Origin of the sequence: Rhizobium changzhiense, assembly GCF_013087625.1 — a bacterium.
GTDB lineage: Bacteria > Pseudomonadota > Alphaproteobacteria > Rhizobiales > Rhizobiaceae > Rhizobium > Rhizobium sophorae.
In genome coordinates, this window is record NZ_JABFCQ010000001.1 from 793,362 (window position 1) to 810,186 (window position 16,825).

Genomic DNA, 16,825 nt, shown 5'->3' on the forward strand with positions numbered 1-16,825 from the left:
CTGCGAAAGGTCGGAGGGGCCGAGCGGGCGCGGCATGTCCCTTCGCCCCGTTTACGGGGAGAAGGTGGCGGCAGCCGGATGAGGGGCTGCTCTCGCCAATCCCCTGGTCCAGGATGTCCAGTGACAATCAGCCCTCCCCGACGCAGAAAACGCGTTCGTCGAAAACCTTAGGCAATCTCGCGCAAACGCTCGGCCATTTGCAGGTCGACGGAGACGAGTTGGGAGACGCCCTGCTCGGCCATGGTGACGCCGAACAGGCGGTTCATGCGGGCCATGGTGATCGGATTGTGGGTGATAATGACGAAGCGGGTTTCGGTGGAAGCCGCCATTTCGTCCATCAGATTGCAGTAGCGCTCGACATTGTGGTCGTCGAGCGGCGCGTCCACTTCGTCGAGCACGCAGATCGGCGCCGGATTGGTGAGGAACACCGCGAAGATCAGCGCCATTGCCGTCAGCGCCTGTTCGCCGCCGGAGAGCAGCGTCATCGTCTGCGGCTTCTTGCCGGGCGGACGGGCGAGGATTTCGAGGCCGGCTTCCAGCGGATCGTCGGATTCGATCAGCTGCAGCTCGGCGGTGCCGCCGCCGAACAGATGGGTGAACAGCCGCTGGAACTGGGCGTTGACGATGTCGAAGGCGGCGATCAGCCTCTCACGGCCCTCGCGGTTGAGGCTCTGGATGGCGCCGCGCAGCTTGCGGATCGCATCGATGACGTCGTCACGTTCCTTGATTAGCGCTTCGAGCTTCTCGCTCAGTTCCTTCTGTTCCTCGTCGGCGCGCAGGTTGACGGCGCCCAGCCGCTCGCGCTCGATCCTCAGGCGTTCCAGCTCGCGCTCGACTTCGCGCGGATCGGGAAGCGCCTGCATGGTCGGGCGGCCGGTCAGCTGCAGCGCCTCGTGCGGCGCGACGTTCAGGACCTCGCGGATGCGGCCTTCGCTTTCCTGCCGCTTCTCGCGGGCGGAGACGAGGCGCTCCTCGGCGCGGCCGCGGCGTTCACGGCATTCGGCAAGTTCCGATAGTGCCGTCGTCGCCTTTTGGTCGGCTTCGCGCTGGATGCGTTCGGCCTCGGTCAGAAGATCGCTGGCCTGGCGGCGCGCCTCCTCGGCCTTCTGCAATTCGCTGAGCAGAGCGCGGCGCTTGTCGTCGAACTCATCCGGCGCCAATTCGAGCTCGGCTGCTTCGTCCCGCGCCTCTTCCTCGCGCTCGCGCAGTGTCGCGACATGATCTTCAGCGCTTGCCGCCCGCTGGCGCCAGGTCTCTCGCTCCTGGCCGATCGCCATGATGCGGCGCTGGCGGGCCTCGTTTTCGCGGGCGAGGCTTTCATGGCGGGCGCGGCTTTCGGCCAGCGCGCCGCGATCGGTCGCAACTTCCGCCTGCTGGAAGCGCAGCCGCTCGTCGATCGCAGTCAGATCGGGCGCGTCCTCCAGCTCGATGCGGGCATTCTCTTCCTGGATAGCGATTTCCTCCAGCTGCGCGCGCAGCTGGCTGGCAGCCTCGCTGACGACATCGCGGCGGCGGATCAGATCGCCGGAGGCACGCTCGGCAGCAACAAGCGCATCGCGCGCTTCGGCCAAATGACGCGCCGACAGGCGGCTCATGTCGCGCGCCTCGGCGAGCCGGCGCTCCTCGGCGCGGATCGCTTCGGCAGCGGCTGCCTGCCGCTCCTCGGCTTCGGCAAGCACGTCGCGGGCAAGAGTGGCTTCACCTTCGAGTTCGGCCAGGCGGTTCTTCTGGGCAAGGCGGAGCGCCGCGGCACTCGGGGCGTCGGCACCGGTGACGTGACCGTCCCAGCGATAGACCGCACCCTCTTTGGTCACCAGCCGCTGGCCGGGCTTCAGCGCCGCCATCAGCCGCTCCGCATCGCCTTCCGCGACCAGACCGATCTGGCGCAGGCGACGGGTGAGTGCGGCAGGCGCGCGGACGTGATCAAGCAGCGGCGCAACACCGGATGGAAGGGCTGGATCGGCGGCGCCATCGCCATTGTCCGACCAATGGGCCGGCGCCTCGGCATCGAGCGGCGATTCCAGATCGTCGCCGAGCGCGGCACCCAGCGCGGTTTCGAAGCCGCGAACGACCTTCAATTCGTCGGCAACCGGCGGAAATTTGCCGGCGGCGGCACCAGCGGCGAGCATGCGGGAAATGGTGCGGGCCTCGGTTTCGAGCGCATTCAGGCTCGAACGGGCCTGCTCGACCGGCGCGCGCGACAGTGCCTCGGTCTGGCGGGCGCCGGCAAGCGCCTGGTCGACCAGTTGGACCGCGGCTTCCGCGTCGGCGACGGCGATCTCACCGGCTTCGACGATGGCGCGTTTTTCGTCGGGATCGGGCAGGCCGGCGATCTTCTCGCCGACGGCGGAGAGTTCCTGGTTCGCCTCGTCCATCTGGCGTTCGAGGCGCATCCGGCGGTCCGTGAGATCGCGGATGGCGCGCTCCAGCTGATTGCGGCCGGCGGCAGCTTCCGCACGCTCGGCGGTCAACTGGGTGAAGATGCGCTCGCTGTCGGCAAGTTTTGCCGCCGCCTCCTCGAAGGCCTCGCGGGTCTCCTCGGCATAACGCCCGGAATCGGCGAGGATCTCCGAAATCTCCGCCTCTTCGGCATCGAGCCTCGCCAGGATGACGGCATTGTCGGCCACCAACCGCTGCTCGCGGCTTATATCCTCGCCAAGCTGGGCGAGACGGCGGGTCAGCTCGTCGCGGCGGCGCAGGATGCGGCCGGCATCTTCCTCCAGCTGGCTTCTGGCGATCTGCAGGCGCTGCAGGGCAGCCGCCGCACGCGCCTCGCCCTCGCGCAGTTCCGGCAGCTTCAGGCTGGCAATACCCTGGTTCTTCGCCGCCTCCATCTGCATCTGCGCCTTTTCGGCGACGATGGAGGTCGCCTGGTTCAAGGCACTGTCGGCCTCGGCCTCGGCTTCCTTTGCCTGCACCCAGCGGATATGCAGCAGCATCGCTTCGCGGGCGCGGATATCGGCAGACAGCGTCTTGAAGCGGTTTGCCTGGCGGGCCTGGCGTTTCAGGCTCTCGATCTGGCTTTCGAGCTGCGAGGTGACGTCGTCGAGACGCTCGAGATTGCCTTCGGCGGCGCGCAGCCGCAGTTCGGCCTCGTGGCGGCGGGAATGCAGGCCGGATATGCCGGCCGCCTCTTCCAGCAGCTGGCGGCGGGCCTGCGGCTTTGCCTGGATCAGCTCGCCGATACGCCCCTGCCCGACCATCGAGGGCGACCGCGCGCCGGTCGAGGCGTCGGCAAACAGCAGCTGCACGTCCTTGGCGCGGCTTTCCTTGCCGTTGATGCGATAGAGCGAGCCCTGCTCACGCTCGATGCGGCGGGTGACCTGGATCTCGTCGCTGTCGTTGAAGGCGGCAGGCGCGGTGCGCTCGGCATTGTCGAGATAGAGCGCCACTTCGGCAGTGTTGCGCGCCGGGCGGTTGCCGGAACCCGAAAAGATCACGTCGTCCATGCCGGAGGCGCGCATGTTCTTGTAGGAATTCTCGCCCATCACCCAGCGCAGCGCCTCGACAAGGTTCGACTTGCCGCAGCCGTTCGGCCCGACAACGCCGGTCAGTCCCCGCTCGATGATGAATTCCGTCGGCTCGACGAAGGATTTGAAGCCGACCAGGCGCAGCTTGTTGAACTTCATGCGGAAATATCCACGGCAGGAAGCCCCCTCATCCGCCCTACGGGCACCTTCTCCCCGCTGGGGAGAAGAGGGAATCGAGACGCTGCGGCAAATCCCCTTCGCCCCAGCGGGGAGAAGGTGCCGGCAGGCAGATGAGGGGGCCACACCTGCAAACTGCGCTGAAAACGAAAAACGGGCGCACGGCTTTCGCCGTCGCCCGTTCTATCGAAACGATCCGGTTCAGAGCAGGCTGTCGATGAGCTTCGACAAAGTGTCAACCGGCATGTCTCCAGAGTAGCGCTTGCCATTGATCAGGAAAGTCGGGGTGGCATTGACGCCGAAATCCTTGGAACCTCTTTCCCGCGTGGCGTTCACTTCATCCAGAAGCTTCTGGTTCGTCAAGCATTTCGTGAAGCTATCCTCAGTAAATCCGGCAAGCTTCGACATCTGCAGCAGTGCGGCGCGGCCATCATCGGCGGCGGCCCAGACCTGCTGCTGCTTGAAGAGCATCGAAACCATCGGGAAATACTGTTCCGGCGTGCTCAACTGCTCCGGATTGGAAGAATTGCAGCGGGCGAGCATGAAGGCAGCGGCGGCGCGCGGGTCGAAGGGGAATTCGCGGATGATAAACTGCACCTTGCCGCTGTCGACATATTTCTGCTTGATCGTGTCAAAGACGGTGTTGTGGAAATGGGCGCAATGCGGGCAGGTCATCGACATATATTCGACGATCTTGACCGGGGCATCGGCCTTGCCGAGCGCCATTTCGGGCAGCACGCCGGGCTTCAGCACTTCGGCCATGTCGACATCGCCGTCGGATTCCGGCATTTCGGTCGCCGATGTGGCCGCCGTCTGCATGGTATCGACATTGGTGCCATCAGCCATGGTCTTGCCGGAGGACGAAGCATCGGCAGCGTCCTTACTGTCGTTGCAGGCGACAAGCGCTACGGCAGCTGCGGCGATGGCGATACCGCTGAGCAGGCGGCGTTTCGTCAGTTGCATTTCGGACATCTGCATGGATTCCCCATAACTAATGAGAGTGACGGCGTGACTGTGCGATATAACGGCTGGCGGCCACTCACAAGGCACGGTTCACCAACTTCCTTCAAAGAATTGTGACCGCGGGAAGACGACTAGACCAAAAATTGCAGGAATTCATACCGCCCCCGTCTCTTCATCCGAACAACGGTAGTTTGCAGTTCGAAACCACTGCTGCCCGGTTCGTGCTTATGGCTGCCCCTTACCCTAGCCCTCTCCCCGTAAACGGGGCGAGGGGACGTGCCCCACGAGAGGTTGGTGAGGAATGGAGAGGTCGCGTCATGTTCCTTCGCCCCGTTTACGGGGAGAAGGTGCCGGCAGGCGGATGAGGGGCTGGCCTCGGCAATCTCCCTGGGCCGAGGCCGACAGGGCTAAGCGCCACCACCCTCAGCCTTTATTCGCTCGGCATGCCGACGTTCGAGCCGCTCGAAGGCCATATCGGCATCGATATCAGAACCCGGATCATCGATCGCCTCGCGGATTTTTCGACGCCCGATTTCGTCGGTCGCACCTTCTTTCCGGGCAAACTGCGCGCGGATCGCCTGGCGACGTTCTTCGGCCGGCTGATCCGTGGTCTCGGCGAGGAGCTTGCGCATGCGCGGGCTAAGGACCATGCCGTCAACCGCACTGATCTTTTCGGCGCTGGCTTGAGTCAGGCCGCCGGTCTTGGTGTTGCCGGTCAAGTTGGGCGTTTTGCTCATCAGCGTTGTTTCCCTCCCTTCCCCATCACCGCGGTCCCCAAGCGCTGGATTGCCTGCCGCAGCTTGTCGTTCTCGATCCCCTCCATCATGCCTTCGAGCTTGCGGGCGGCTTCGCCCTTCAGCGGCGGCGGGGTGCGGGAGCGGCGGATGGCTTGTGAGACCGGCTTCTGGACGATGCGGATCTGGTGGACGGCGGCAAAGCCGAAGAAGCTGTTGATGCGCTGGATGAGTTCGCCCTGCGCATGGGTGAGGAAAAGTGCACGCGCGCCTTCGCAGGCAATCGTCAGCACGCCGGGCCGAAAGCCGCCGGTCTCATCGCCGCCGCGGGCCCAGGCGATCTTTTCCGGCCGGGTGCAATCGGCGAAATCCTCGCCGGCGATTTCGCTCCACGAGCCGAGCAGCGCCGTGTTGATACCGGCGCGCTTGGCAAGCACGGGATCGATCAGCCCGTTCGCCAGCTCGGAAATCTGCTTTGCACCTTTGCGTGGATAACTCATCGAAACCCTTCAGCGACGCCGCCAATTCGCATGCCAACTCGCACAGGCGACTTGATCGCGCGGCATTGCTTCGCCAAGTATAGGCACTTCCCCTCATCGCAGCAAATCATGACGATCACCACACTCGACACGCCCTCAGCAAAGCCCCTGCTCGACTGGTACGATCGCCACCACCGCGACCTGCCCTGGCGCGTTTCGCCCGGCATGGCGGCCCGCGGCGTCAGGGCCGACCCCTATCGAGTCTGGCTGTCCGAGGTGATGCTGCAGCAGACGACGGTGCAGGCGGTCAAACCCTATTTCGAAAAGTTTCTGCAGCGTTGGCCTCAGGTGACCGACCTTGCCGCGGCGGAGACCGATGCGGTGATGGCCGCCTGGGCTGGGCTTGGTTATTATGCGCGGGCCCGCAACCTGAAAAAATGCGCCGAAGCGGTGGCGACAGAGCATGGCGGCGTCTTTCCCGATACTGAAGAGGGCCTCAAATCCCTGCCCGGCATCGGCGACTATACCGCAGCCGCCGTCGCGGCCATCGCCTTCAACCGGCAGGCGGCTGTCATGGACGGCAATGTCGAGCGGGTGATCTCCAGGCTCTATGCCATCGAAACACCGCTTCCGGCCGCAAAGCCGGCGATGAGGGAGAAGGTGGCGCTGTTGACGCCGGCGACACGGCCCGGCGATTTCGCCCAGGCGATGATGGATCTGGGTGCCACGATCTGCACACCGAAGCGGCCGGCCTGTTCGCTCTGTCCGTTCCGGGGTGCCTGCGAGGCGCTGAAACTCTCCGATCCCGAACTCTTTCCGGTCAAGGCGGCGAAGAAGGAGAAGCCGGTCAGATACGGCGCGGCCTTCATCGCGGTGACCGGTGATGGCGAGATCCTGCTCAGGCGGCGCATCGACAGCGGCCTGCTCGGTGGCATGACCGAGGTGCCGACGACGGCGTGGACCGCGCGCATCGACGGCGAGACCTCGGCTGCCGCCGCCCCCTTCGATGCGGCATGGCAGGCCTCCGGCACCGTCACCCATGTCTTCACCCATTTCGAGCTCAGGCTTTCGATCTGGCGTGCGGCCATCGCTGCCAAGGTCGCCATGGATGACGGCCCGAATGACGGATGGTGGGAGCCGGTTACAAATCTTGAAGCCCAGGCCTTACCAACCATCATGAAAAAAGCGATCGCAGCAGCTATTCCTCTCGCGTTTAAAACATCCAAGGGATGATCATGACCACCGACATAAGACATATCGTTTTCGACATCGGCAAAGTCCTTATTCATTACGATCCGCATCTTCCTTTCAGCCGCCTCATCCCCGATGAGACCGAGCGCAACTGGTTCTTCGCCAACATCTGCACCCATGACTGGAACATCGAGCAGGACCGTGGCCGCACCTGGGCGGAGGCCGAAGCGTTGCTGATAAAACAGCACCCGGCCCGCGCGGAACATATCCGCGCCTTCCGCAAATATTGGCACGAGATGGTGCCGCACGCCTATGACGACAGCGTCGCGATCATGGAAGGGCTGATTGCCGAGGGGCGCGACGTGACGATGCTCACCAACTTCGCCTCCGACACGTTCCGCGAGGCGCAGACGCGCTTCCCCTTCCTGACCAAACCGCGCGGCGTCACCGTTTCCGGCGATGTCGGCCTGATCAAACCCGATATCGCGATCTACGAGACGCATACGAAAAGTTTCGGTCTCGATCCGGCAGCGACGATCTTCATCGACGACGCGCCGATCAATGTAGAAGGCGCCAAAGCCTTCGGCTGGAATGCGGTGCTGTTCTCAGGTGCCGACAAATTGCGCAGCGATCTCGCCGCTTATGGATTGAAGGTCTGAACCCATGGCTTTCGACCCGGCAGAAGAAATCGAACGTTTTCACGCTGCGATCAACACCCTCGATTTTCCGGCGATCGAAGCCTATTTCGCCGAGGACGCGACCTATGTCTCGAACGGCGTCGGCGATCTCACCGGACGGGCTCAGATCATGGCCGCCTTCCGGCGTTATTTCGACGACTATCCCGACCAGACGGCTGAAAATTCGCTGGTGGAAACACTGACGCCGCTTTCAGGCCGGTCGGTCTGGTCGGTGCGCGCCACCCACAGCAAATCAGGCAAGCCGCTGATCCGCGAGGGCGAGGAGACGATCACCTTCAACGCGGAAGGCCGCGTCACACGGGTCGAGGTCACCGATTACCAGGACTTTTAAGACGTCACTGATTATCCGGATTTATGTATAGAGGACGCCCGGGGCTTGACCCCGGGCGCCTTGCCCTTCTCCCGCAACTGGAGGGAAATCGGAAGAAGGTATTTCGATCCGTCAGAGGCGCTGCTCACTCCGCCTTTGCCAGATCACTGCGGATGACGGACCTGAGATCGTCGATCGGGCGCAGGGACTGCCCGTCTTCGAAATGCCAGAAGGTCCATCCGTTGCATGCATCGAGACCCTGCACCTTGGCGCCGAGACGATGAATGGAGCCGGCCTCGCCGCCTGAAGCCACCGTGCCGTCGGCGCGGACGATGGCGCTGTAGCGGCGCTTGGCGTCGGTCAGCACCTGGCCGGGCTTGATCAGGCCGCTTTCGACCAGCACATTGAAGGCGACACGGACTTCGGCCTTCTTGCCGGTCATGACAGTCAGTTCCGCCTTGCCGAGCGGCTCGACGGCGGCGATGCGGGCCGAAGCCGCATCGATATAATCCTGTTCGCGCTCGATGCCGACAAAGTGGCGGCCGAGACGCTTGGCGACCGCACCCGTCGTTCCCGAGCCGAAGAAGGGATCGAGCACGATATCGCCGGGCTTGGTCGAGGCCATGATGACGCGGGCAAGCAGCGCTTCCGGCTTCTGCGTCGGATGCGCCTTCTTGCCGTCCTCGCCCTTCAGCCGCTCGGCTCCGTTGCAGATCGGGAAGAGCCAGTCGGAGCGCATCTGCACGTCGTCATTGGCGGCCTTCAGCGCGTCGTAATTGAAGGTATAGCCCTTGGCCTTGGCGCTGGGGCTTGCCCAGATCATGGTCTCATGGGCGTTCTGGAAACGGCGGCCCTTGAAATTCGGCATCGGGTTGGTCTTGCGCCAGATGATGTCGTTGAGGATCCAGAAATTCAGATCCTGCAGCGTGGCGCCGACGCGGAAGATATTGTGGTAGGAGCCGATCACCCAGATCGAGCCGGTCGGCTTCAGCACGCGGCGGCAGGCCAGCAGCCAGGCGCGGGTGAAGGCGTCATAGGCGTCGAAGGAGGCGAACTGATCCCATTCGTCGTCGACCGCATCGACCAGCGACTGGTCGGGACGATGCAGCGTTCCGCCGAGCTGGAGATTATACGGCGGGTCGGCAAAGATGATATCGACGGAGTGGCTGGGCAAAGCTTCAAGGGCGCTGACGCAATCGCCTTTGATGATCGTGTCGACCCAAGAAGCCGGCCATGAATCCGACCGGGATCCCGGCCGGGGATCAGACTTGACGGAAGCCTTGAGGTCGGCAAGCGGAAAAACTGATGCCATTTAAATACTCACTCATACGCTCTACGCTTAACTGTCCGTTATGGTTACGCAACTTAGTTACCAAAGCCTGAAGCGGTGGCCGATTTCGGGAATTTATTGTGGCGGCCGGGGTAACCGGGCGCAGGTCGCCGTAGCCCACCGGACCGAGGACATCTGTCATCTTTTTATTCCAGATTTTCCCTCACAACAGAAAAACTCAGTATCGAGTCAAACATCAGCTCATATTCCAATGATATAGTATCCGTTATTTTATTATCTTTAGTTCTTCTCATCTCGCAACTAACTTTCTTCTCAAAATAACTACCCTTTTCGCTGCACTCTCCGTCGATTTCACCTGGATTTCCGTGGATTAAGCCAGCAGCATCTGAGATTGCTCGCTCTGGGAATGTAACTCCAATACGATCAGGATTCCGGATGAACATGACAATCGTCGAAAGGACGTATAATGCTAAGACAATGAATATAAAGGAAAATATAGCCGTCCAAGCAAATTTAATGATCCTTAAAGTCCACACAATTCAGTTTCCGGTTAGGTTTCGGATGAAGACCATAGATAGCATTTTCTTCATCGATGGATGAATATTATTTTGCGGTCACGCGCTACGGTTGCGCGATTGCCAAGATGCCACAGACAAGCAACTTTCAGGACGCGGGTGGCCCGCCCGAATTGGCTGCTCTGCATTATGCCGCATCATGAACTTTGCGGCTGTCGGCCGGCGCTTCGTCGCGTTCGAACATGCCGTAATCGCGGACGACACTGGCGATCCGCAGGCGGTAATCGGCGAAAATGCCGCCGCGTCCGGCCTGCTGGGCTGCGCGGTGCGCCTCTAGATTGCGCCATTCCTTCACCGCCTCCTCGTCGCGGAAGAAGGAGAGCGACAGCAGCTTGCCGCGGTTGGTCAGGCTTTCGAAACGCTCGATCGAGATGAAGCCGTCGATCTTTTCGAGTTCGGCGCGCAGCTCGCCGGCGAGATCCAGATATTTGTGGCGTTCGCCCATATAGGGCACGACTTCGAAGATGACGGCGATCATGGCAGCACCAGCTTGGCGTGAGGGGCGGAGACATTTTTAAGAAAGATGCGATCCTCCTTCAGGATGAAGTTTTCGCGTCGGGCAAATTCATAATTCTCACGGCCGAGGGGGTCGGCGGCCAGCCTGGCGCGATAGGTTTCGTAGGCGGCGAGGTTTTCGATATTGTAGACCCCATAGGCCGTCGTTGCCGAGCCCTCGTGCGGACCGAAATAGCCGATCAGATCGGCGCCATTCTTCGGAATCGCCTGGCCCCAGTTGCGGGCATATTCGGCAAACGCCTCCTTCTTGAAGGGGTCGATCTGATAGCGGATGAAGCAGGTGATCATATCGTTTCTCCTTTGCTGTCGATCCTTTTTCGCACATTGCCTGACGGCGATGCTTCGGTTACGATCGAACTATGAAGGAAGGTCCTGACATTGCGCAGATCGGCGCGCTCATCGGCGATCCGGCGCGCGCCAATATGCTGGCAGCGCTGACCGGCGGCCGGGCGCTGACGGCGACCGAGCTTGCCGGCGTCGGCGGCATCACCGTGCAGACGGCGAGCACCCATCTTGCCAAGCTCGAAGCCGGCGGGCTGCTAACCCAGCGCAAGCAGGGGCGCCACCGCTATTTCACGCTGGCTGACGAGGCCGCCGCCCGGTTGATCGAAAGCATGATGGGTTTTGCCGCCGGGCGCGGCCATCTGCGCCACCAGCCGGGACCGAAGGAGCCGGCGCTGCGCAAGGCGCGCATCTGCTACGATCACCTTGCCGGCGATTACGGCGTGCGTATGCTCGACAGCCTGATTGCCTCCGGCTCGATCGAGGCGGTCGGCGAAGGCCTGGCGCTGACGGAAAAGGGCGAAAGCGATCTCAAATGCATCGGCATCGATGTCGGTGATCTCAGATCCTCACGCCGGCCACTCTGCCGCTCCTGCCTCGACTGGAGCGAAAGACGCGCGCATCTGGCCGGCAGCCTCGGCAAGGCCCTGCTTTCAAGCTTCCTCGACAAAGGCTGGGCGCGGCGCACGGCCGAAAGCCGCTCGATCAACTTCTCCCCGGAAGGCGACCGGCAGTTTCTGATGCTTTTTCCGATCGATCCGTAGGTTATTGAGGATCTGCAAGAGGTTCCGAGGCAGCATTCAGCCTCTCACGCGCCTGCCCTCTTTTCATCTTCCTGCCGCACATGCGCCCGCAGTGCAGCTAGCGTCAGCGCCAGCGCCGCGTGATTGCTCTCGGCCTCGCCAAGCACGCTGTCGCTCTCCCTGACCTCGCGCAACTGCGCACCGTAAAGCGAGTCATCCGCTGTCTGGCGACCACGGGCAAGGTGCCAAACCGCATCCGGCCGGACTTCCCGGCACAGATCGATGGCGTGATTGACGTCGTGTGTGAAGGGCCGCGCCATCAGGAAGCCGTGCTCTGACTTGATGCTGCTCGGCAGGTAGTCGTGAGGACCGTCGAAATCCTTGGGCTCGGCCGGCCGGAATTGCTTCAACAAGAACGCACAGGTGATGAAGGCGTCGATCCGGCTGTCGGGCATGTCAGTCTTTTCCAGGGTTTCGATAATATCCTCGATCGTCATGCGGTCTTCCTCTTCATTCATTCTTTGGCATGCCGCTTCTCTTCCCAATAGCGGCGGTGGCGTTCTCCTCCCGATCGCCATCTAGTGCATGAGATTGCCAAAGGTAGGCCTGCGGCTGCGGTTCTCCCGACATGACGCGGAATTGATGGGCGTCGCTCCACCGGCCAGCGATGACGTCGCCTGCAGCCAAGCCTTCTTCGGCGCCGTCGGAGCCGCCGAGAAAGAGGTTTTGCGACCCGTCGGCGGGCTCATGAAACCCTCCCAGAACGCTCGAACGTCAACCATGACGGCGAGGTCGGACCAAGGTCCGAGGGATATCCGACTGAGTACCTAAGGCAGGAACAGTGGGTCGAAACCGAAGTTTGTCAGGCAGCTATCCATCCATTCCGGATGCGACGGCAAGTTAGAAACAAACGGAGGAATACACCATGATGAAGGCAACACATCTGGCCTTGGCGGCCGCCCTTTTTGCAGGCACGGCTGTTTCCGGCTTCGCTCAATCGTCTAGCACCGTCGGCACAGGCGGTTCGTCGGCCGGCGGCGGAACTGCGAGCAGCACGATCGGTACTGGTGGCAGCTCTGCAGGGGGCGACTGCCCGGCTGGTTCGACCAACTGCAAATCCGGCACGTCCTCGACGGTCGGCACGGGCGGCTCATCGGCCGGTGGCGGCACTTCGAGCAGCACGGTCGGCACCGGCGTCTCTGCTGCGGGCTCGGGCTCCGGCTCGGGGTCTGCTTCGACGCTTGGCACCGGCGGTTCGTCGGCCGGCGGCGGCACCTCCAGCAGCTCGGTCGGTACCGGCGGCTCCGCTGCAGGTTCGGGCGACGCCAACTCGGCCTCCAGCGTCGGGACCGGTGCTTCGTCTGCGGACGGAGACAAGACCGGCAGCACTGTCGGCACCGGCGGCAGCGCCGCAGGAAGCTCTCACAACAAGGGCAAGAAGGGCTGTGCACCCGGACAGGTCAAGAAAGACGCCGCCGGCACAGAAGGCTGCTGACGATGTCGGCCGGCGCCTTGATGGCGTCGGCCAAGCCCTCGGAGATAAACCAATGGCAAACTTTTCCACAATCGCACTGGGCGCTTCACTCGCCCTGATCGCCGGACAGGCAATGTCCGAGGAGATCAAGCTCGACGACGGAACGACATGCACCGTCGTCGAGTCGCGGTCGTCGCAGCGGGACATGTCCACCACCGTGACGGCCGGCAACGGCCAGGTTTCGTCAACGACCACGACCGGCGGCGGATCGGCCAGCTCCTCTTCGTCATCCTCCTCCGCCGGCTCCTCGGCCGGATCGGGAAGCGTCGACAGCTATTCGACCGCGAGCATCACCCGGCCTGACGGCACCGTCATCACCAAACGGTCCGACGGAACCTGTTCGGTCACGAAACCCAAGAAGTAGGAGATGGCAATGAAACCTATCAACCTTATCGCGGCCGCCTCGATCGTGTTGCTCGCGTCGAGCTCGGGCGTTATTGCGGAGGAGTGCAATGCAGCCGGAACGGTCGGATCGGGCGGAAGCGCCTCGGCAGGAGGCACATCCGCAAGTTCGCTCGGAACGGCGGGCGCCTGCCGGACCGATGACGGCACGACCTCTTCGATCGGATCGGGGGGAAGTGCAGCCACCACCGATGGAAAGGCGCAAAGCAAGACCCACGTCAACGACAATGGCGACAAGCTGAAGGCGCAGACCAAAGCCCAAGCCGTGGACAAAGGGACGTTCAGCAAATCTCGTACAAAGACCAGCACCGACGGCAGCACGCTGGATAGCACGACCCGCACGATGTCTCATGTCCCTGGCGAAAAGCCGGTCAAGAACACCACAAATCAGAAGATCATCCTGCCGGAGCAATAGTTGGATGGGGCCCGCCCTTGGCACAAGGGAGAGCCCCACCCTTATCGCATTTTCCGGCGCTCGAGGTGCCTGCGCCGGTAATCCACTTCACGCTCAACGCAGCTCAACTTTTCATCGAAATTGAAATATCAGCTGCAACCTGTTGTTTTTGCGCCGCTAAGCGGCATGGTGCTAAGAAAATAATTAAGCATATTCGGCTACTCTCACCTTCTGAATTAACGAGAGAGCCCTGTCATGGCATCGATCCAGCATAAGATCATCATTGCGAGCATCGCGATTTTCGCCTTGGCGGGTGGCGCCGCGGGCGTCGGCATCTGGTCCGCGTCGATCCTCTCCGAAAACAACGCCGAGGTTGCCCGGTCGGCCCAAATCCTGCGCAACCACATGCAGGCTGACATGATGCATGACGCGCTGCGCTCGGATGCGCTCGCATCATTGCTGGCGTCCAATCCGGCAGCAGGCATAGACCCTGCCGCGGTGAAGGCCGATCTGGCGGAGCATGAGGCGTCGTTCCGCGAAATGCTTGACGCCAACAAGGCTCTTGCCGTCGACGACAAGACGAAAACGATCCTTGCCGGCGTCGAACGTCCCCTGCTTGCCTATATCGCAAGCGCCACTCAGATCGTCGAACTTGCCGGTAAGGACCCTACGGCAGCTATGAAGGCATTGCCTGAGTTCATGGCGCAGTTCTCGACGCTGGAAGCGGCGATGGAACAGGCCGGCGATCAGATCACCGCTGCATCCGAGGAAATTTCCAATCGCAGCTCTGATATAAATGCGTCGGTCGATATTGTCCTGGAAGCCCTTTTGGCTTCGGCGGCGCTCTTCGCCTTTGGTCTCTATTTCCTCACCCGCAAGACCGTCACCAAGCCGATCCTTTCGCTTTCCGGCGATATGCAAAGGCTTGCCGGCGGCGACACGGCGATTGCCTGCACCGGGATCGGCCGCACCGATGAAATCGGGACGATGGCGTCGGCCGTCGAAGTCTTCCGCCAGGCGGCGATTGCCAACAAGCAACTCGAAAAAGATGCCGAGGCGGCTCGATTGCAGAGTGAAACCGAGCGGGTCACGGCGCGCAAGCAGGCTGACGAAGATGCCGCTGAACGGCTGCGGGCGGCGACATCCGGCCTCGCCGCAGGCCTGAAGAGGCTTGCATCCGGCGATCTCGCCTTCCAGATCGACGAGCCCTTCGCCCCGGATTTCGAGAACCTCCGGCATGATTTCAACATGTCGATCCGGCAGCTCGATCAGACGCTCAGCGCGATCACGGCCGCCATTGCCGCCATCGACGAAGGCACAAGGGAAATCGCATCCGGGGCGGGCGACCTGTCGAAACGAACCGAACAGCAGGCGGCCTCGCTCGAAGAAACCGCCGCAGCGCTCGATCAGATCACCGCCAATGTCTCGAACTCGAGCAAGCGGACCGACGAGGCGCGCACGGAAGCGACCGATGCAAACCGCAACGCCGCCAAGTCGTCCGAGGTCGTATCGCATGCCGAAGAAGCCATGCGCCGCATCGAGGCCTCGTCCCAGCAGATCTCCAGCATTATCGGCGTGATCGACGAGATCGCCTTCCAGACCAATCTGCTGGCGCTGAACGCCGGCGTCGAAGCGGCACGCGCCGGCGACGCGGGCAAGGGTTTTGCGGTGGTCGCCCAGGAAGTGCGCGAGCTGGCCCAGAGATCGGCTCAGGCGGCAAAGGAAATCAAAGGCCACATCCAGAAATCCTCGGTGGAAGTGGAAAGCGGCGTCAAACTGGTTCTCGACACCAGCCAGGTTCTGAAGGCGATCAGCGAACAGATTGCCCGCATCAATCAGCACATGGATGCCATCGCCGTATCGGCAAGAGAGCAGTCGACCGGCCTTGCCGAAGTCAACACCGCCGTCAACTCCATGGATCAGGTGACCCAGCAGAACGCGGCGATGGTGGAGCAATCCACCGCGGCATCCGGCCAGCTTGCCGAGGAAGCTGCCAAGCTGCGTGAACTGGTTTCCCGGTTCAGGCTTCGGGCGACAGCTTCGCCATCCGCAGCTGGACGCCGGGGTGGGCAACTGGCTGCCTGACGGCTGCTATCTCATCGCCATGCTTCATTCCCAAGCCAAGCCGACACGACCGGTCCGGCAGCGACGCCGGAGCCGGTCGCTTGCCGCATCGCAGCCATGCTTGAGATCAGGTTGAGCTTTGGCCGGGCATCGTGTAAAGCCGCAGTATTCCCGGACAAGACCCAGACTTCCAGCCCAGACTTTCAGCAAGGCGTGAACATATGGACGGCTTCGAGCTCATCATCTTCGACTGCGACGGCGTTCTCGTCGATTCGGAAATCATCGCGGCTGAGGTCGAATCCGGACTTCTGACCGAAGCCGGATATCCGATTAGCGCCGAGGAAATGGGCGAACGCTTCGCCGGAATGACGTGGCGCAACATCCTGCTGCAGATCGAGCGCGAGGCAAGCATCCCGTTTTCGGCCTCCCTGCTCGACAAGTCGGAGCATCTGCTCGACCTCAGATTGGCGCAGGACGTCCAGGCCATTCCGGGCGTCGAATTCGCCGTCTCCAGGCTGGCAATGAAGCGCTGCATCTGCTCGAATTCGAGCACCAAGCGGCTCGACATGATGCTGAGCAAGGTGGGGCTGAAGCCGCTGTTTGCGCCGAACATCTTTTCCGCCAAGGATCTTGGCCCCGACCGCGTCAAGCCGAAGCCCGACATCTTCGTGCATGGCGCAAGCCAGATGGGCGTTTCGCCTGACAAGGTCGTCGTGGTCGAGGATTCCGTCCACGGCGTACATGCGGCACGCGCCGCCGGCATGCGCGTCATCGGTTTTACCGGCGCCTCGCACAGCTATCCCGCCCATGCCGACAAATTGACGGATGCCGGCGCCGAAACGGCAATCTCCCGCATGAACGACCTGCCGGGCGTCGTTGCGGCCCTGGCGGCATGGGAAGGCGTTCTCTGAGGCGCCGGAGTGCTGATTCCGATACTAGGGGTTATGCAACTTTCACTATGCTCCGAGTCTATGGAGCCCACGGAATCGTCCTAATTCAACC

The 16,825-nt window shown here is 62.2% G+C and carries 16 protein-coding genes and 1 pseudogene; 9 read left to right on the forward strand and 8 right to left on the reverse strand.

The annotated features are described in order from the left end of the window. Positions 1-167: 167 nt before the first annotated feature. The 4 genes and pseudogenes from smc to G9X68_RS04065 form a co-directional block, all read right to left on the reverse strand. Positions 168-3,629 (reverse strand): chromosome segregation protein SMC, encoded by a 3,462-nt coding sequence (gene smc / locus G9X68_RS04050; protein ID WP_171601368.1) that lies wholly within the window; start codon positions 3,627-3,629, stop codon positions 168-170. A gap of 219 nt (positions 3,630-3,848) precedes the next feature. After that, positions 3,849-4,619, reverse strand: a complete 771-nt coding sequence (locus tag G9X68_RS04055) for a DsbA family protein (RefSeq protein WP_017993213.1) — start codon at positions 4,617-4,619, stop codon at positions 3,849-3,851. 542 nt (positions 4,620-5,161) lie between these two features. Further along, positions 5,162-5,347: pseudogene (locus G9X68_RS32285) on the reverse strand (hypothetical protein); the annotation flags it as partial. Beyond that, the gene (locus G9X68_RS04065; protein WP_168310953.1) at positions 5,347-5,844 is read right to left on the reverse strand and encodes a DUF721 domain-containing protein; all 498 of its coding nucleotides are present in this window, start codon (positions 5,842-5,844) and stop codon (positions 5,347-5,349) included. The gene G9X68_RS04065 and the pseudogene G9X68_RS32285, both read right to left, overlap by 1 nt. 108 nt (positions 5,845-5,952) lie before the next feature. Between G9X68_RS04065 and mutY the strand changes: the two genes are divergently transcribed. The 3 genes from mutY to G9X68_RS04080 are packed head-to-tail and all read left to right on the forward strand — an operon-like array spanning position 5,953 to position 8,043. Continuing rightward, entirely contained in the window at positions 5,953-7,056 is a 1,104-nt protein-coding gene (mutY, locus tag G9X68_RS04070; RefSeq protein WP_171601369.1) for an A/G-specific adenine glycosylase, read from the forward strand. 2 nt (positions 7,057-7,058) lie between these two features. Further along, a complete protein-coding gene (locus tag G9X68_RS04075) occupies positions 7,059-7,673 on the forward strand; it encodes an HAD family hydrolase (RefSeq protein WP_171601370.1) in 615 nt (204 codons plus the stop codon). 4 nt (positions 7,674-7,677) lie between these two features. After that, a complete protein-coding gene (locus G9X68_RS04080) occupies positions 7,678-8,043 on the forward strand; it encodes a nuclear transport factor 2 family protein (RefSeq protein WP_171601371.1) in 366 nt (121 codons plus the stop codon). 124 nt (positions 8,044-8,167) lie between these two features. Here the strand turns inward: G9X68_RS04080 and G9X68_RS04085 are convergent, their stop codons facing one another. The 3 genes from G9X68_RS04085 to G9X68_RS04095 form a co-directional block, all read right to left on the reverse strand. After that, positions 8,168-9,334 (reverse strand): site-specific DNA-methyltransferase, encoded by a 1,167-nt coding sequence (locus tag G9X68_RS04085; protein WP_171601372.1) that lies wholly within the window; start codon positions 9,332-9,334, stop codon positions 8,168-8,170. 681 nt (positions 9,335-10,015) lie between these two features. Beyond that, the gene (locus G9X68_RS04090) at positions 10,016-10,366 is read right to left on the reverse strand and encodes an antibiotic biosynthesis monooxygenase family protein (protein ID WP_171601373.1); all 351 of its coding nucleotides are present in this window, start codon (positions 10,364-10,366) and stop codon (positions 10,016-10,018) included. Then, positions 10,363-10,692 carry an NIPSNAP family protein gene (locus G9X68_RS04095; RefSeq protein ID WP_171601374.1) on the reverse strand — a complete coding sequence of 110 codons (330 nt, stop codon included), beginning with the start codon at positions 10,690-10,692 and terminating at the stop codon, positions 10,363-10,365. The genes G9X68_RS04090 and G9X68_RS04095 overlap by 4 nt, the downstream gene beginning before the upstream one ends. Positions 10,693-10,763: 71 nt before the next feature. On the opposite strand from G9X68_RS04095, the gene G9X68_RS04100 reads away from it, so the two are divergent. Beyond that, positions 10,764-11,450, forward strand: coding sequence for an ArsR/SmtB family transcription factor (locus tag G9X68_RS04100; RefSeq protein ID WP_171601375.1), 687 nt, complete (start codon positions 10,764-10,766; stop codon positions 11,448-11,450). Between the two features lie 44 nt (positions 11,451-11,494). Here the strand turns inward: G9X68_RS04100 and G9X68_RS04105 are convergent, their stop codons facing one another. Continuing rightward, positions 11,495-11,926 (reverse strand): hypothetical protein, encoded by a 432-nt coding sequence (locus G9X68_RS04105; protein WP_244956108.1) that lies wholly within the window; start codon positions 11,924-11,926, stop codon positions 11,495-11,497. Between the two features lie 428 nt (positions 11,927-12,354). Here G9X68_RS04105 and G9X68_RS04110 point away from each other — a divergent pair, with 428 nt between their 5' ends. From G9X68_RS04110 to G9X68_RS04130, 5 genes are all read left to right on the forward strand, one after another. After that, positions 12,355-12,924, forward strand: a complete 570-nt coding sequence (locus G9X68_RS04110) for a hypothetical protein (RefSeq protein WP_171601377.1) — start codon at positions 12,355-12,357, stop codon at positions 12,922-12,924. Positions 12,925-12,976: 52 nt separating this feature from the next. Next, the gene (locus G9X68_RS04115) at positions 12,977-13,327 is read left to right on the forward strand and encodes a hypothetical protein (RefSeq protein WP_171601378.1); all 351 of its coding nucleotides are present in this window, start codon (positions 12,977-12,979) and stop codon (positions 13,325-13,327) included. Between the two features lie 9 nt (positions 13,328-13,336). Continuing rightward, positions 13,337-13,780: a hypothetical protein gene (locus tag G9X68_RS04120; protein ID WP_171601379.1), complete on the forward strand. Its 444-nt coding sequence runs from the start codon at positions 13,337-13,339 to the stop codon at positions 13,778-13,780. Positions 13,781-14,014: 234 nt separating this feature from the next. Continuing rightward, positions 14,015-15,844: a methyl-accepting chemotaxis protein gene (locus G9X68_RS04125; RefSeq protein ID WP_171601380.1), complete on the forward strand. Its 1,830-nt coding sequence runs from the start codon at positions 14,015-14,017 to the stop codon at positions 15,842-15,844. Between the two features lie 200 nt (positions 15,845-16,044). Next, on the forward strand, positions 16,045-16,734 hold the full coding sequence (locus G9X68_RS04130; protein WP_171601381.1) for an HAD family hydrolase: 690 nt from the start codon (positions 16,045-16,047) through the stop codon (positions 16,732-16,734). The last annotated feature ends 91 nt before the right edge of the window (positions 16,735-16,825 follow it).

Bases quoted from the DNA above. Each gene is read 5' to 3' on its own strand.
- G9X68_RS04130 (WP_171601381.1), top strand. From the start codon at position 16,045: ATGGACGGCTTCGAGCTCATCATCTTCGACTGCGACGGCGTTCTCGTC.
- G9X68_RS04110 (WP_171601377.1), top strand. From the start codon at position 12,355: ATGATGAAGGCAACACATCTGGCCTTGGCGGCCGCCCTTTTTGCAGGC.
- G9X68_RS04075 (WP_171601370.1), top strand. From the start codon at position 7,059: ATGACCACCGACATAAGACATATCGTTTTCGACATCGGCAAAGTCCTT.
- G9X68_RS04095 (WP_171601374.1), bottom strand. From the start codon at position 10,692: ATGATCACCTGCTTCATCCGCTATCAGATCGACCCCTTCAAGAAGGAG.
- G9X68_RS04120 (WP_171601379.1), top strand. From the start codon at position 13,337: ATGAAACCTATCAACCTTATCGCGGCCGCCTCGATCGTGTTGCTCGCG.
- G9X68_RS04125 (WP_171601380.1), top strand. From the start codon at position 14,015: ATGGCATCGATCCAGCATAAGATCATCATTGCGAGCATCGCGATTTTC.
- G9X68_RS04090 (WP_171601373.1), bottom strand. From the start codon at position 10,366: ATGATCGCCGTCATCTTCGAAGTCGTGCCCTATATGGGCGAACGCCAC.
- G9X68_RS04065 (WP_168310953.1), bottom strand. From the start codon at position 5,844: ATGAGTTATCCACGCAAAGGTGCAAAGCAGATTTCCGAGCTGGCGAAC.
- G9X68_RS04115 (WP_171601378.1), top strand. From the start codon at position 12,977: ATGGCAAACTTTTCCACAATCGCACTGGGCGCTTCACTCGCCCTGATC.
- smc (WP_171601368.1), bottom strand. From the start codon at position 3,629: ATGAAGTTCAACAAGCTGCGCCTGGTCGGCTTCAAATCCTTCGTCGAG.
- G9X68_RS04085 (WP_171601372.1), bottom strand. From the start codon at position 9,334: ATGGCATCAGTTTTTCCGCTTGCCGACCTCAAGGCTTCCGTCAAGTCT.
- G9X68_RS04100 (WP_171601375.1), top strand. From the start codon at position 10,764: ATGAAGGAAGGTCCTGACATTGCGCAGATCGGCGCGCTCATCGGCGAT.
- mutY (WP_171601369.1), top strand. From the start codon at position 5,953: ATGACGATCACCACACTCGACACGCCCTCAGCAAAGCCCCTGCTCGAC.
- G9X68_RS04055 (WP_017993213.1), bottom strand. From the start codon at position 4,619: ATGTCCGAAATGCAACTGACGAAACGCCGCCTGCTCAGCGGTATCGCC.
- G9X68_RS04080 (WP_171601371.1), top strand. From the start codon at position 7,678: ATGGCTTTCGACCCGGCAGAAGAAATCGAACGTTTTCACGCTGCGATC.
- G9X68_RS04105 (WP_244956108.1), bottom strand. From the start codon at position 11,926: ATGACGATCGAGGATATTATCGAAACCCTGGAAAAGACTGACATGCCC.